The organism is Sorangiineae bacterium MSr12523 (assembly GCA_037157775.1).
Classification (GTDB): domain Bacteria; phylum Myxococcota_A; class Polyangia; order Polyangiales; family Polyangiaceae; genus Pendulispora; species Pendulispora brunnea.
In genome coordinates, this window is the sequence record CP089982.1 from 3,135,576 (window position 1) to 3,149,827 (window position 14,252).

Below are 14,252 nucleotides of genomic sequence, written 5' to 3' on the forward strand. Positions count from 1 at the left end.
TAAGACAATGCGCGTGTTACGCCATCGTCTTCTAGGGTTGCTCGCCTTCCTGGTGATAGTGGTCGCTGGCCTTACCGCCTGCCAAGCATGCGGAAAATCCGATGCCGCGCCCGATGCGGCCGCCGCGATCGAACCGCCGGTTCCCGCCCCGGACGGTCTACTTGCCGAGGCGGTGGTCATCGATCCGAATGCCTCGTGGGGCAAAGTGCAGCGGGGAACGGGCGGCGCGCTGGCGCTGATGCCGATGACGCTGGGCGGGCTCCTGACCTCGCTGGCGTCGCTCGATCCGGGGCTGGGTCCCGAAATCGACGGCACCGCACCCGCCTTCGGTGCCCTGGCTGCAGCGCCGGCGGGTCCCGAGGGGCCTCTCTCGTTTGCCATCGCCGTGCGCCTCCTCGACGAGCGCCGCACGCGTGGGACGCTCTTCGAAGGGCAAAACGCGCGCTATGCACCGCACGATGCCGCGGGCTTCACCGTTCTTGGCGCAAAAGCAGGCGCGCCTGCGATGCCCGCTGCGGTGGCCGTCGCGCGCGGAGGTTTCCTCGTCGTGGCCCGCACGGAGGCCGATCTCACGCGCCTCGGGCCCTACGTCACGCGCACCTTGCCGGCGAAGCCGCCGCCCAGCGGATCCATCGCCATCGAGGCTCCGCGCTCGGCCTTCACCGGGCCGTTCGGACCGTACCTCACGTCCTTGTGGTCGCAGTTCCGCGCAGACATGGAGCAAAAGGATGCGCGCATGCGCGAGGCGCATGGAGGAAAAGCGCCGGACTTCGGCGACCCGCGCGCCATCGTGGAGATGAGTGACACCTTCGTGAAGGGCAAGCTCGGCATCTTGGGCGATCTGGAACGCGTCCGTCTCGTCATCGATCCGTCGGAAGAGGGCTTGCGCATCGCGGGCACCTTCACGCCGGCATCGCCCGACGGCCCGGCCGCGCAGACCGTCCGCGCGATGCACGCGGGCGATGCGGCACCGCTTCTCGATGTGCCGAAGGCGTCGGCCACGGCGCTTCTTCTGCGAAGCGACGCCAAGGAGCGACAAGAAGGAGCGCACGATGCGTCCGTGGCGGTGGCGAAGGCGCTCGGCGATCGCATCGATGCCGACGGCCGCGAGAAGCTCGAGCGCGCACTGGCCGATTGGTCCAAGGGGCGCGGAGATGTGCTCTCCGTGGCATGGGTTGGCTCGGGCCTGCTCCTGCGCGCGCCGGCGACGGATGCCGAAAGTGCCTCGCGTGCGGTGCGTGGTTTGGTGGCCTTGGCGGACAAGCCCGCATTCAAAGGGCCGCTCGAGACCTTCCTTCAAATGAAGCAGGTGACGACGTCCCAAGTGGAGGTGCCGGGCCTGGGCAAGGTGGAGCAGGCGCTGCTCACGCGGACCGAGCCGAAGGATCCCAAGGCGAAGACCGCAGCGGCCGCGGCGCTGCCGAAGAAGGCAGGCGTCGCATGGGCCGTGCACGGCGGCGCGCCGCAGATCGACGTTGCGGTGGCGGAAGATCCGGTAGCCGTCCTTCGGGAGGTCGCGGAAAATCCCGCGAAGGCGGGCGACGATGCCGACTTCGCGGGGGCGGTGAAGCGACTGGGCTCCGATGTGTCGTTGGCACTCGTACTGCGCCGCGGAGCGCTCGACCCAGCGCGAGCGGGCGGGGGACTTGCGCTCGTGGTGGGTTGGGGACGCGCAGGAAACGATGCGCGCGTGACCGTCGAAGCGAGCCACGCCTTCGCGCGGGAGCTCATTCGACGCGCGGGCGGCTTCTGAGTCACAAAAACTCGTCAGGCTCCGCTCGCCGGAACTCCGGCGAACGAGTACGCTCGCTGCGCCATGTCACGCCCGGGGTTCGATGAAGTCGTATTGCTGACGGGGTTTCCTTCCTTCGGCGCGCGCAAGATCTGCGAAGAGATCCTCCTCTCGCCCAAGACGCTCGTGCACGCCGTGGTGCGGCCGCAATCAACGGCCGAAGCCATGCTCTCGCTCGATATTCTGCCGCTCGAACAACGCCGCAGGGTCAACCTGCTCGAGGGCGACGCCGCCGCGATGGACCTCGGTCTATCCGGCAAAGAGCTGCGAACCATCACGCAGGAGGTCGACCGCATCCACCACGCCGCCGAAGTCTCGTACATCGGCGTGGATCGCGCGATCGCCGAGCAGACGAACGTGGGCGGCACCCGCGAGATCCTCGAGGTGGCCGAGGCCTGCTCGAATTTGAAGTGCCTCGTCTTTCATTCGACCGCCGCCGTCTCCGGCGACCGCACCGGCTTCGTGCGCGAGGAAGATTTGGACAAGGGCCAGGGCTTCCGCAACGTCGTCGAGGAGACCAAGGCGCGGGCCGAGCGGATGATGCGCCAGGCGATGAACAACGTTCCCATCGCAGTGGTGCGCCCGGCCATTCTGGTGGGAGATTCGCAGACCGGCGAGGTCGATCGCTTCGATGGCCCATACCTGCTCATTCTGCTGATGGTGACGTCGCCGCCGGACTTCGCCATGCCGCTGCCGGGCCGCGGCGATTCACCGCTGCACCTGGTGCCCATCGATTACGTGGCCAAGGTGGCGCGGGCCATTGGCCTCGATCCGCGCAGCGTGGGGCGCACGTTCCACGTGGTCGATCCGCGCCCGCTCACCGCGCGGGGCATCTTCGAGCTCGTGGCGCGCGCCGGAGGACGGCGCCTGCCGCGTGGCTTCATCCCGGCCAATCTGACGAAGGCGCTGTTGCGTACGCCGGGCATCGACCGCTTTTCCAAGAGCCCGCGTGCCTTTCTCGATGCATTGGGCACACCCGTCGTCTATGGCACGGCGAACACCGACGACATTCTCGCAGGGACGGGCATCCAGTGCCCGCCGTTCGAGACGTACGTGGAGCGACTGGTCGAATACGTGCAGGTTCGTCTTCGTGAAAAGCGCGAGAAGCGGCTCGCCGATCGCGAGCTGGAGGATCCCCTCGGATGAGCGTACCCCCCGCCATTGGTCCCGGCATGATCACGCGCCAGGTTCGCGTGCGCGCGCGTGACGTCGTGTTCCTCAAGGGCATCGTCGAGGCGCTCGAAGGCGTGGCGCAAGTCTTCGCAGAGCGCGGCGGCGACTTGACCTTGGCCGCCCCCGAGGGTCGCGAACGCGAGCTCGACGCCATCATCGACGACCTCTGCCGCGAACTCGGCGCCATGCGTGTCGAATGAGAGAAGGGTTTAGGGTTTAGGGTTTAGGGTTTAGGAAAAAGCCAGAACCCAAATTCCCGATCCCTAAACCCTACACCCTAAACCCTATACCCTCCTCGGAAACCATGCCTCCGATCCTCAGTTCCTTCGTTGACGGCCAGCCTCTGCGCGGCGCCGCATCCACCATTTCGTCGGTCAATCCTGCTCGCCTCGACGACGTCGTCGCCGAGGTGTCCCTTGCTAGCGAAGACCAAATTGCGCTCGCCTTCGCCGCGGCGAAGAAGGCGCAGGCCGGGTGGGCGCAAACACCCGCACCGCAACGCGGGCGCGTGATTGCGGCCGTCGGCAAGCTGGTCGAGGCGAACAAGGAAGCCCTGGCCGCGCTGGTCACGCGCGAGGTCGGCAAGCCGTACGCCGAGTCGCTGGGCGAGGTGCAGGAGATCATCGACACGTGCGACTTCTTCCTCGGCGAAGGCCGGCGCCTTTATGGGCACACCGTGCCGTCGGAGATGCGCGACAAGCAGCTCTTCACCTTCCGCGTCCCCGTGGGCGTGGCGGGCATCGTCACCGCGGGCAACTTCCCCGTGGCGGTGCCGGCCTGGTACCTCGTTCCCGCGCTTCTCTGCGGCAACTCCGTCGTGTGGAAGCCGGCCGAGTACGCGGCCGCGCTGGGTGACGCGCTCACGCGCCTCTTCGTCGCGGGCGGCGTCCCGCGCGGTGTCCTCAACACGGTGCATGCCGATGGCGCCACCACGTACCGCGGCCTCGAGCGCGCACTCGAGGCGGGGCTGCTCAACAAAATTGGCTTCACCGGCTCGACGGAAATCGGTCGCCGCATCGGCGAGCTCGCGGGCCGTCACCTGCAGACGCCGTGTCTCGAGCTCGGAGGCAAGAACCCGCTCGTGGTCATGCCCGATGCGGATCTCGACCTCGCGGCCGAGGGCGCGCTCTTCTCGGGCTTCGGAACGGCCGGCCAGCGCTGCACGTCCTTGGGCGTGGCCATCGTCCACGACAGCGTGTACGACGCCTTCGTCTCGCGCTTCGTTCAGCGCGTCGAAAGCGCCATTATTGGCGATCCCACGCACAAGGGCGTCTTGTACGGGCCGCTCCTCTCGCAGCGCTTCCTCGAGTCGTTCGAGCATTGGCTCGGGCACATCGCTTCGCACCAGGAGGTGCACGGCTCGACGGGGCGCGGTCGCATCACCGCGAAGAATCCGCGCCCGGGCTTCGTGGGCGATCCCGACAAGGGCATCTTCGTTCACCCGACCATCGTCACCGGCGTGCGCGCCGAGGATGCGCTCTATCGAAACGAGACGTTCGGGCCCCTCGTGTCGGTGATGCGCTTCTCCTCGTTCGAGGAGGCCATCGAGCTGGCCAACGGCCACGGCTACGGTCTCTCCTCGGCGATTTACACGAACAACCCCGCCCACGCGTTCCGCTTCCGCGAACGCGTTTCCGCGGGCATGGTGAGCATCAACAACTCCACCTCGGGTGCCGAAGCGCACCTGCCCTTCGGCGGCAACGGCAAATCGGGCAACGGCTCACGCCAATCGGGCGTCTGGGTGCTCGACCAGTTCACCCGTTGGCAGTCGATGAACTGGGACTACGCCGGCAAGCTGCAGAAGGCACAGATGGACATCGAAGAAGTCACCGTCGACTCGGGCTTCCGCCTCTAGCCTCTCGCGGTGAAGAACACCAGGTTCGGTCGGGTGAGCATGGGCTCCCAGTACTCCCGGCCGAACTCGGCGAGCCCCTCGGGCGAGCATTGCGCGGGCACCCAGCGAACATCGTGAAAGCCGCCCGCCGCGAGCGCACGCTCGAGCGTGGGCAACGTCCAGATGCGCGAGCGGATGGCGAAAGGCGGCTCGACGTGGAACGTGATGTCGTACTCGTCGGCATCGCCGGGTGGATCCGGCGCGGTGAGGGTCATCCCGTATTGCGTGTAGTTTCCCTGTAAATCCGGCGTGTCGCTCGGGACGATGCCGGCCAGCATGCCACCGGGGGCGAGCTGCGCATGAAGCCTGCGCGCCATCGCCTCGAGCTCGTCGACCGTGGTCGCGTAGGGCAGGAGCCACGCTGCGAGCGCGATGTCGAAGGCCCCGAGCACCGGCGCCTCGAAGACGTCGAGCACGCGGTACTCGATGCCCAGCCGCTCGCGCTCTTCCAGCTCGCGGGCCACGCCGATGAGGCTCTCGGACAAGTCGATGCCCAGCACGCGTGCAGCCCCGCGCTGCGCGAGTGCGCGGCTGTAGTACCCGTAGCCGCAGGCCACATCGAGGATCGACTTGCCCGTGACGTCGCCGAGCAGCCCCATGAGGGTGTGCATCTCGATGTGGGACCGAACGGGCATCGCGGCCGTCGCCGCATAGACGGGCGTCTCGTACGTCGAATGCGCCATGCAGCCTTGACTTTAGTCAGAAACCGCGGCTGGAGCGATCGTTGTCGGGAAGGATGATCGCCGGCAAGGTCCCCGTGTCGTTCGGATCCAGATTGACCGCGGGGAGGGCCCCCGTCTCGTTCGCGTGCTGGATGTCGATGGGCGCGCCGTGGTCGTGGTGCGAGTCGGGCGGCGGCGGCGGAAGGCTCGAGGCCGTGCCCAGCGCATTCTTGTGATCGAGGAAACGCAGCGTGCCCGGTCCGCCCGCGCGCTCGAGCACGGCGCGAAGGTCGCCCGGCAGCGGCGCCTCGATGATGATGCGCGCCCCGGTGATGGGGTGGTCGCACTCGAGCCGCACGCAGTGCATGAAGGTGCGATCGAGCCCGTTGCGCTCCTCGAAGAAGCGGTTCGTCGGCGCGTGGCCGTAGCGATCGTCGCCCAGCACCGCATGGCCGATGGCCGCAAGGTGCCGGCGGATCTGATGCGTGCGCCCCTGCTCGGGGATGACGCGCAGCACGCTATGGCCACTGGCCACGGCGAGCCGGCGGTAACGCGTGCGCGCCGGGTGCGCGACACCGTCCTCACGCAAGTCGCGCGTTATTGCGCCCTTCGACGGCGTGATGCCGCGCACGCCGACGACGTAGATCTTGCGCGCCGTGGCCGCGGCGAAGGCGGCCGACCAACGCGCGACCATGTCCGGCTTGCGCGCGAACAAAACGAGGCCGCTGGTGCCGACGTCGAGCCGGTGCACCGGCACCGCCTCTTCGGCGCCTTGGATCTTGCGCACGCGCACGACCAGGGAGCTCTTGTACTCGCCCTGCGGCGTGGTCGGCTCGTAGGGGCCTTTGTCGACGACGAGCACGTCGTCATCCTCGTACACGACGCGCGCGCGGGGCACCTGCGAGCGGCGCAGGATGGCGACCGTCTCCACCTCGTCGGTGAGCGGAATCATATCCAGCGGGCGCAGATGCGTCGTGGTGAAGCCCAGTCGCGCGAAGTGATCCAGATCGCGCGCCAAGGTGTCGGGATCGCACGAGACGTACGCGATGGTGTCGATCTCCAGCCGCGACAACAGCTCGCGCGCGACCGGGCTCATGCCGCGCCGCGGTGGATTGACCACCGCCGCCGTGAACCGCGCGCCGCGTTGCGAAAGGGTGCGCAACGTGCCTGCCACATCGCCGCATTCCGCCTCGAGCTGCAGGTGCTGCATGTCCGCCGCGGCCTTGGCCTGGGCCACCGCGGGGGCGAAGGACTCGACGAGCTTCACCTCGGCCCCGGCCGTGGCGAGGCTCAGCGCAATGGCGCCGCTGCCACCGTACAGGTCGAGAATGCGCGGCCGCGTTCCGGCTTTGCTGCCCATCAGCGCCGAAATGAGCATGCGGTGCACGCGCGCGGCCTGATCGCGGTGCGCCTGCACGAAGGAACCGAACGTCGCCAGGTGCGTGGAGTCGCCCACGCGATCGGGCGCCGACGTGGCGCCGCGGAGCACCACCGTCTCGTTGCCCAGGATCTGCGGGGCTTCTCCCTCGTGGAAGTTCGCGGCGACGCCGATGAGCAGCGTCTCTTCCGCCATGAGCTCCGCGGCGGCGACGCGCAGGAGCGCCAAATCCGCCGTGCGCGAACGCTGCAGGACGAGCGTGAGGAGCACGCGGGCAGGACCATCGGGACGGTCGCGCACCTCGCGAAGGTCGACCGCGCGCAGGGCACCCGAGCCGAGAATATCGAAGGGCGCCAGCGGCCCACCGCGCTCTTCGTCGCGCGACACGATGCGCCGGAGCAACGACGTGACCCGGGCCAGCGACGGCGAGAGCACTTGGCAATGCGGAATGTCGACGATCTGGTGCCCGCCGCCCTTCGCGTAGAGCCCGATCTTGCCGCCGGGTGCCACGATGAGTTTGGCCCGCGTGCGGTACTCCGTGACGGAGTCCGCGAAGATCACCGGCTCGGTGTACAGCAGCTCGAGCGCGGCGTACCGCGAGACCGACTGCACCACGCGCCCGCGCTTGAGCGTGAGTTGCTCGCCGTAGGAAAGCCCAATGATGGGACAGCCTCCGCAAGGCTCGGCGTGCTCACATAAGACGCGTAGCCGTGCGTGGTGAGAATTCGCCGCGGGGAACGGCCCGGAGTCCAGAGGGGAGGCCATAGTGAATCCCTAAACATAGCATAACCTGACTCGCCTGAAACCTGCTGGTAGGTACGAGCACGGATTCTTTTAGCGGGGCCGCGGGGGAATGGCCGCGGGCGTGCCGGACAGCGGGTTCGAGCAGAGCTGCGCCGGATTATTACGCCTCGTTCAACACGACCGAAACCGAGGCGCTTCTCCTCCGTAGTGGAAGATGTGCGTAAGGTGATACAAAGCCGTCCGTGCAAGGCGGCCAACAAGACGGGCGAAAACGTGCTCCGCAAGAAGGGGAGCAGAAGCTCGATCGCGCCATGGACCGCTATGCGCAGGGGGAAGACGCCGCCTTTGCGGTGGTCTACGATGAGCTATCTCCCCGACTCTACGGGTACCTGCTGCGCCAAACCCGCTCGCGGGAGCGTGCCGAGGACCTGGTTCAGCAGACGTTTCTGCGTATCCACCGGGCGCGGGGACATTTCATGGCGGGGTCGGCCGTGACGCCCTGGGCATTTGCCATTGCGCGCCGCCTCCTCATCGACAGCGTGCGGCGCGGTCGCCGTGAGGTCATCGGCGTCGACGACGACGAGGAGAAGTCGGAGGCCGGCTCCGCGGATGGTAGCTCTGCAAGTCCGGAAGCCTGGGCCGAGGCCAACCAAGTCGCCCAGGCGCTGGGCCGTGAGCTCGAGCGTCTGCCCGAAAACCAACGCGTGGCCTTCGAATTGGTGAAGCAAGAAGGATTGTCGCTGCGCGAAGCCGCAGCCGTGCTCGGAACCACGGTGGCCGCCGTCAAATTGCGCGCCCACCGCGCCTACGCCGCGCTTCGTGTTTCGCTCGGCGCAGTCCTCCCCGCGGAAGATGACGGCGCCGTCCCCGGTGCTGGCCCCGAGTCGAAGGAGTCTCCATGATGCCGTCTTCTCCGAAGCCGAGTGCCGATTTGCGTGCGCGCATCCTCGAGGCCGCCCGCCAAGAGCCCGCGCCGGATCGGGCCCGGGTGACGCAGACCACGCGCGCATTGGTGGTGTTGGCCATCGTCTCCGCACTCACCGTCTTCTTCGCCATGGGCGGCTTTCGGCTGGGCGGGCGCCCTCTGGGCTACGTCGTCACCACCGGCATCGGGTGGGGCATCGTCGCGGCTTTCGCCACCCACCTCGCATTCTCCCGCCGCAAGTCGATGCTCGGGCCCACACGGCAGGCGCTCGTCGCCGCCGCGCTGCTCATCGCACCCATCTTGTTGGCCTGGGCGGCATTGTGGACCGTGTCGTGGCCCGAGGTGACCGTCTTCGATTCGACGTGGTCGAACTATCTCAGCTGCTTCACGCTCACGAGCGTGTTCGGCATTCTGCCCCTCATTGCATTGACCATCGCGCGCCGCGGATCCGATCCCGTTCATCCGCGTTCCACGGGCGCTGCATTGGGCGCAGCAATGGGCGCCTGGGCGGGCACCTTGATTGACCTGCACTGCAGGTGCGCGAGCATCCCCCACATTGCCTTCTCGCACGTATTGCCGACCATCATGCTCGCCGTGCTGGGCGCCCTCGTGGGACCGCGAATTCTCGGTCTTTAGTCGACAAATCGAGATTTGATTCTTCCACGGATGACGAATTGGTCATTCGTGGATGAATATTGGGCAACATCGTGATACCTAAATGATGGTCGCTCGTTCGCGCGGAGCGGCATTGGCCATCATCACCACGAGACCCCCGCTGGGAGGTTTGTCATGAAATCACGAGTTGCGACCCTCGTCGCATTGCCGCTTTTGGCGTGCGCCCCCATGGCTTGCTCGGGAAATTCCGAGGGATCGAGTGACACTGCGGAGCCGTCGACGACGCATATGCAAATCGTCTCGACGGAGAAACTCTCCGGTATACCCACCTACGTGCAAGGCCAGCTCGGCGCCACGGCCTCCAAAACGGCATTGGCGAGCATTGCCTCCGCGCTGCATGCGAGTGGTTCTCAATTGGTATTGAAGAATACGCTTCAAGACGAATCGGGCGCCATTCACGAACGTTACACGCAATTAAAGAATGGATATGAAATCCTAGGTGGCGAATTGGTGGTGCATAGCCGCCAAGGTGTCATCTACGCCGCCAATGGAAATGCCCGCAGCGATCTCTCCGCGCCCGCAGCAGCCAAAATCCCTGCAGCCGCTGCCGCCCTCGGCGCTATTGCTGCCTACGAGCTCGGCGATCTCGTTTCGGCCGACCCGAACACCCAATTGGTTTATCGCCGCGCCGGCGACACGCTGGAACTCCTCCACCAAGTGACGGTCAAAGGCACGCAGGCCGATGGCACGCCCATTCTGGACAAGGTGCTCGTCGACGCCATCGATGGCTCGGTGGTCGCGCGGCTTCCCACGATTCATACGGCGAAGAATCGTGAATTGCACGATTTGAAAAACAAGACGACCCTGCCCGGAGCGACCGTGCGGACGGAGGGGCAGGCGGCCACGTCGGATTCGGTGGTGAACACCAATTACGACCGATTGGGCACGACGTACGACGCCTACAAAGAGCTCTTCAACCGCGATTCGCTCGACGGCAATGGCGGCAAGCTCATTAGCTCCGTGCACTACAGCACGCGGTACAACAATGCGTATTGGAATGGCACGCAGATGGTGTACGGCGATGGCGATGGAAGCACGTTTTCCAATCTGGCCAATTCACTCGACGTGACCGCGCACGAACTCACCCACGGCGTGACCTCCAACACGTCGGACCTCGAATACTCCGGGGAGTCGGGCGGATTGAACGAGGCCATGTCGGATATCTTCGGCAATGTCGTCGAATATTATGGCGCCGGAAAGGTGGTCAGCGACAACACCTGGAAGGTGGGCGAAGACGTGTATACGCCCAACAAGGCCGGCGATGCCCTTCGCTACATGAATGACCCCACCAAGGACGGAAACTCGCTCGATTATTATCCGGACTACACGTCGGGCGTGGACGTTCACTACAGCTCGGGAATTGCCAATCTCGCGTTTTACCTCCTCTCGCAAGGCGGCAAGCATCCGCAGGGCAAGACGACGGTCACCGTGACGGCCATCGGCATCGAAAAGGCGGCGCAGATCTTCTATCGCGCGAACACGCAGATCTTCACCTCGTCCACCACCTTTGCGCAGGCCAAGCAGTGGACCGGGCAGGCCGCCAAGGACCTCGGCTATACCCAGGCGGAGATTTCCGCCGTGGCGGATGCCTGGTCGGCGGTGGGTGTGACTCAGTAGTAGATACGCTGAGCTGTCCAACCACGGTACGCATCCGCTAACATTCGCGTTGGCGGATGCGTATAGCCCTCATTTACCCTCCCCCCTGGAAGATCGCGGCGCGCGAGGAGACCGTTTCCTACGGCCACGATGGCCCCCCGCCGGGGCACCGGCCGCAGGATCTGGACGCGGACTTCTACCAAACGCCCTACGGGCTCTTCACCTTGGGGGCCGAGGCGCTGCGGGCGGGGCATCGGGTCAAGGTGCTCAACCTGTCGGCCTATGCCTGGTCGCGGGTCGAAGAAGTCATCGCCGGGCTCGATGCCGACGTGTTTGGCATGTCGTGCTGGACGGCCAATCGCCGCGGGGTGGCCCTCACCGCGCGATGCATCCGGGAGCACCACCCGAAGGCACACATCGTGGTCGGTGGGCCGCACGCAACGCCGCTCGCCACGGAAATGCTGGAGCACCACCCCGAGATCGACACCGTCTCGCTCGGCGAAAGCGATGCCACCTTTCTCGAGTTGCTTGGACGCCTCGAGCTGGGAAAGCCCACATCCGGCATTGCCGGGACGGTGTACCGCGAAGGGGATGCCATTCGAAAAGGGCCCGAGCGGCGGGCCATCCACGACTTGGACACGCTTGCTTCGCCGCACACCTACTTCGACACGCACATCGTGATGACGTCGCGCGGTTGTCCGTGGGCCTGCACCTTCTGCGGTGCGGAGACCACGTGGGGACGCGGCTTTCGCGGGCATTCGGTGCGCTACGTGCTCGATGCGCTGGAGCGTGTGCTCGCACGCCTGCCGGTGAAGATGCTCCAGATCAAGGACGACACCTTCACCACGAACAAGAAGCGCGTCCTCGAGCTTTGCCATGGCATCCGCGAGCGCGGGCTTCAATTCTTCTGGAGCTGCGACACCCGTGTGGATCTGCTCACCGAGCCGCTCTTGCGCGAGATGCGCCTGGCCGGGTGCCAGCGATTGAGCCTCGGGGTCGAGTCGGGCTCGCAGGCCATTTTGGATGCCATCGACAAGAAGATCACGCCGGACGAGATCCTCGAGTCCACCGAGATGGCCAAGCGGGTCGGCATCAAGGTCCGCTACTACATGATGCTCGGCAACCGCGGTGAGACGCGGCACACGTTCCAGGAGACTCTGGATTTTCTCGATCGGGCGCGGCCGCACGAGTACATCTTCTCGTGCCTGTCGATTTACCCGGGCACGCGCGACTTCCACGATGCGGAGGCGGCGGGCTTCGTCGACCGCGAGGTGTTCTTCACCGAGACATTCCAGGAGCTGAAGACGCCGTTCGACGCGTCCGAAGAGGACACGCACCGTATGAACGAGTGGTTCTTCGCCAACAGCGGACTGCGCATCGTGCATCGCGATGGCGTGGCCGACTACCGCGCCATCCTGGAGCGGCTCGGCGATTACCACGCCGCGCACATGGACTTGGGGGCGGCGCTTTACCACGCCGGAGACCTGGAGGGCGCCGAGCACCATGTGCGTCGGGCACTGGAGCTCGGGTATCCGCTACCGGGCCTGGTGCACAACCACCTCGCGTGCATCGCGCACGCCCGTGGCGATCTCGATGGGATGATGAACCACTTCAGCCACGCGGCGAAGGTCGACCCGCAGCATTTCGTCCTGATCCAAAACGTGAACGCGGCGCGCGCCTGGTTCAAACAAGGGGGCCCGGGTCGGAAGCTTCCCTTGCAGCTCACCGTGCGCCACGATTTTCAGCTTCTCGAGCGCACGGTGCAGCCCACGCTCCCAGGGCCACTGCCCGAGGACTGGAAGGCGTGGAACGCCATCGCCCTGCCGGCGGAGCCGAGTGCCACCTACCTGCGCACGCCCGACGTCGAAGGAAGTCAGCACGTGCTCAAGACGCGTACCCGGCTCAAGGTCGTCGTCTAGTTTCGGTCGATCGCGACGTACTTCGTGTGACCTTCGCGTTTCACCTTGAGGAGCACGGTGCCCTTGGGGGCGGCCTGCAGCGCCTTGGCGGTCTCCGTGGCGTTGGCCACCGCCTGGTGATTCACCTCGATGATCACGTCGCCGGGCGCCAGCAGCTCGTCGGCGGGCGCGCCCGGTTGAACGCGTTGCACACGGGAACCTCCACCGGGAGCGTCGCCCAGGGCGATGCCGTAGCCGGTGGGCGCGGCGTTGCCCTTGCGGGGTGCATCGGGGGCGGAATCGCCGCCATCGCCGTTGTCGGCGACCGGGTCCTTCAGCTTGTCCAAGGTGATGTCCACCGATTGCGTGCTCTTGTTGCGCAGCACCTTCAGCGTCACCCGCGAGCCCGGGGCGTGCCGCGCGACCACACGCGGAAGCTCCTGCGCATCGTCGATCTGGTCTTTGTCGACCTCGAGGATCACATCGCCCGAGCGCAGCCCGGCCTTGTCCGCGGGTCCGCCGGGATCGACATCGCCCACGAGCGCACCCCTCGGGCGATCGAGCCCCAGTGCCTTGGCCAGGGTGGGATCGATCTCCTGGATGCTCACCCCGAGGCGCCCGCGCGCGACGTGGCCCGTGGTGAGAAGCTGCGGCAGAACCTCCTTGAGCGCGTCGATGGGGATCGCGAAGCCGATGCCCTTGCCCTGCGGATTGATGGCGGTGTTGATGCCCACCACCTGGCCCTTCAAGTCGAAGAGCGGACCGCCACTGTTGCCCGGGTTGATGGATGCGTCGGTCTGTATGAAGTCATCGTACTGGCTCGCCCCGATGGAGCGACCTTTGGCGCTGACGATGCCCATCGTCACGGTGTGCCCGAGCCCGAAGGGGTTGCCGATGGCCACGACGTATTCGCCCACGCGAACGCCCTCGCTCACGCCGAGCGAAGCGACGGGCAGCTCCTTGTTCGGGGCGCCCTGCAGCTCGAGCACGGCGAGATCCAAATTCGCATCGCGGCCGACGACCTTGGCGTCGTACTCCCGCTTGTCGGCGAGCCGCACGCGCACGCGATCGGCTTCTTCCACGACGTGGGCGTTGGTGGCGATGTGGCCGTTCGCATCGACGATGAATCCCGTGCCGAGCGCCCGCTGCCGCGTGACACTGTCGCGCTCGCGGGGGCGCCCTTGCTGCGGGAACACCTCGCCGAAATCGAACGGGAAGGGGATCCTGCGCTGCTTGACATCGTGCACTGCGGTGATGTTCACGACCGACGGATTCACCTTTGCGACCAGCGTAGCTACGTCCGGGGTACCGGAAAGCACGGGGGGCGAGGCGAACGGTGCGGATGCTTGTCCGCCGCTCGACGGAGGTGGTGCGGCGGCGGCGGGTTGGCATCCGGCAAGGCCCAAAGCCAGGATGGCTGCGGGGACGATGGCGAGCGAAGAGAACCTAGACGAGCTAGTAAAACCGGCAAAACCAGATTGAGGCAGCATGATCATTCCCTGTTCCCCGAACATC

11 protein-coding genes are annotated in these 14,252 nt (G+C 66.2%); 8 read left to right on the forward strand and 3 right to left on the reverse strand.

The window, feature by feature from the left end:
- The first annotated feature begins 7 nt into the window (after positions 1-7).
- The 4 genes from LZC95_12775 (at position 8) to LZC95_12790 (ending at position 4,820) form a co-directional block, all read left to right on the forward strand.
- Positions 8-1,753 carry a hypothetical protein gene (locus LZC95_12775; protein ID WXA97704.1) on the forward strand — a complete coding sequence of 582 codons (1,746 nt, stop codon included), beginning with the start codon at positions 8-10 and terminating at the stop codon, positions 1,751-1,753.
- 63 nt (positions 1,754-1,816) lie between these two features.
- A complete protein-coding gene (locus LZC95_12780; GenBank protein WXA97705.1) occupies positions 1,817-2,938 on the forward strand; it encodes an SDR family oxidoreductase in 1,122 nt (373 codons plus the stop codon).
- A complete protein-coding gene (locus tag LZC95_12785) occupies positions 2,935-3,165 on the forward strand; it encodes a DUF4911 domain-containing protein (protein WXA97706.1) in 231 nt (76 codons plus the stop codon). Before LZC95_12780 ends, LZC95_12785 begins: the two co-directional genes overlap by 4 nt.
- Positions 3,166-3,269: 104 nt before the next feature.
- Positions 3,270-4,820, forward strand: coding sequence for an aldehyde dehydrogenase family protein (locus LZC95_12790; GenBank protein WXA97707.1), 1,551 nt, complete (start codon positions 3,270-3,272; stop codon positions 4,818-4,820).
- On the opposite strand, the gene LZC95_12795 is transcribed toward LZC95_12790, so the two are convergent.
- The gene (locus tag LZC95_12795; protein WXA97708.1) at positions 4,817-5,542 is read right to left on the reverse strand and encodes a class I SAM-dependent methyltransferase; all 726 of its coding nucleotides are present in this window, start codon (positions 5,540-5,542) and stop codon (positions 4,817-4,819) included. The genes LZC95_12790 and LZC95_12795 overlap by 4 nt on opposite strands.
- A gap of 16 nt (positions 5,543-5,558) precedes the next feature.
- Positions 5,559-7,664 (reverse strand): pseudouridine synthase, encoded by a 2,106-nt coding sequence (locus LZC95_12800; protein ID WXA97709.1) that lies wholly within the window; start codon positions 7,662-7,664, stop codon positions 5,559-5,561.
- Positions 7,665-7,885: 221 nt separating this feature from the next.
- Between LZC95_12800 and LZC95_12805 the strand changes: the two genes are divergently transcribed.
- The 4 genes from LZC95_12805 to LZC95_12820 all read left to right on the forward strand — a co-directional run bounded on the left by LZC95_12805 (position 7,886) and on the right by LZC95_12820 (position 12,758).
- Positions 7,886-8,545, forward strand: a complete 660-nt coding sequence (locus LZC95_12805) for an RNA polymerase sigma factor (protein WXA97710.1) — start codon at positions 7,886-7,888, stop codon at positions 8,543-8,545.
- Complete coding sequence (locus LZC95_12810) at positions 8,542-9,204, forward strand: DUF1109 domain-containing protein (protein WXA97711.1); 663 nt, start codon at positions 8,542-8,544, stop codon at positions 9,202-9,204. Before LZC95_12805 ends, LZC95_12810 begins: the two co-directional genes overlap by 4 nt.
- 153 nt (positions 9,205-9,357) lie before the next feature.
- Positions 9,358-10,860 carry a M4 family metallopeptidase gene (locus LZC95_12815; protein ID WXA97712.1) on the forward strand — a complete coding sequence of 501 codons (1,503 nt, stop codon included), beginning with the start codon at positions 9,358-9,360 and terminating at the stop codon, positions 10,858-10,860.
- A gap of 56 nt (positions 10,861-10,916) precedes the next feature.
- A complete protein-coding gene (locus tag LZC95_12820; GenBank protein WXA97713.1) occupies positions 10,917-12,758 on the forward strand; it encodes a radical SAM protein in 1,842 nt (613 codons plus the stop codon).
- Here LZC95_12820 and LZC95_12825 read toward each other — a convergent pair.
- The gene (locus tag LZC95_12825) at positions 12,755-14,227 is read right to left on the reverse strand and encodes a Do family serine endopeptidase (GenBank protein WXA97714.1); all 1,473 of its coding nucleotides are present in this window, start codon (positions 14,225-14,227) and stop codon (positions 12,755-12,757) included. The two genes, LZC95_12820 and LZC95_12825, sit on opposite strands and share 4 nt — an antisense overlap.
- Between the last annotated feature and the right edge of the window lie 25 nt (positions 14,228-14,252).

Excerpts from the sequence above, each read along its gene's own strand:
- LZC95_12775 (WXA97704.1), top strand. The coding sequence starts at position 8 with ATGCGCGTGTTACGCCATCGTCTTCTAGGGTTGCTCGCCTTCCTGGTG.
- LZC95_12780 (WXA97705.1), top strand. The coding sequence starts at position 1,817 with ATGTCACGCCCGGGGTTCGATGAAGTCGTATTGCTGACGGGGTTTCCT.
- LZC95_12785 (WXA97706.1), top strand. The coding sequence starts at position 2,935 with ATGAGCGTACCCCCCGCCATTGGTCCCGGCATGATCACGCGCCAGGTT.
- LZC95_12790 (WXA97707.1), top strand. The coding sequence starts at position 3,270 with ATGCCTCCGATCCTCAGTTCCTTCGTTGACGGCCAGCCTCTGCGCGGC.
- LZC95_12795 (WXA97708.1), bottom strand. The coding sequence starts at position 5,542 with ATGGCGCATTCGACGTACGAGACGCCCGTCTATGCGGCGACGGCCGCG.
- LZC95_12800 (WXA97709.1), bottom strand. The coding sequence starts at position 7,664 with ATGGCCTCCCCTCTGGACTCCGGGCCGTTCCCCGCGGCGAATTCTCAC.
- LZC95_12810 (WXA97711.1), top strand. The coding sequence starts at position 8,542 with ATGATGCCGTCTTCTCCGAAGCCGAGTGCCGATTTGCGTGCGCGCATC.
- LZC95_12815 (WXA97712.1), top strand. The coding sequence starts at position 9,358 with ATGAAATCACGAGTTGCGACCCTCGTCGCATTGCCGCTTTTGGCGTGC.
- LZC95_12820 (WXA97713.1), top strand. The coding sequence starts at position 10,917 with ATGCGTATAGCCCTCATTTACCCTCCCCCCTGGAAGATCGCGGCGCGC.
- LZC95_12825 (WXA97714.1), bottom strand. The coding sequence starts at position 14,227 with ATGCTGCCTCAATCTGGTTTTGCCGGTTTTACTAGCTCGTCTAGGTTC.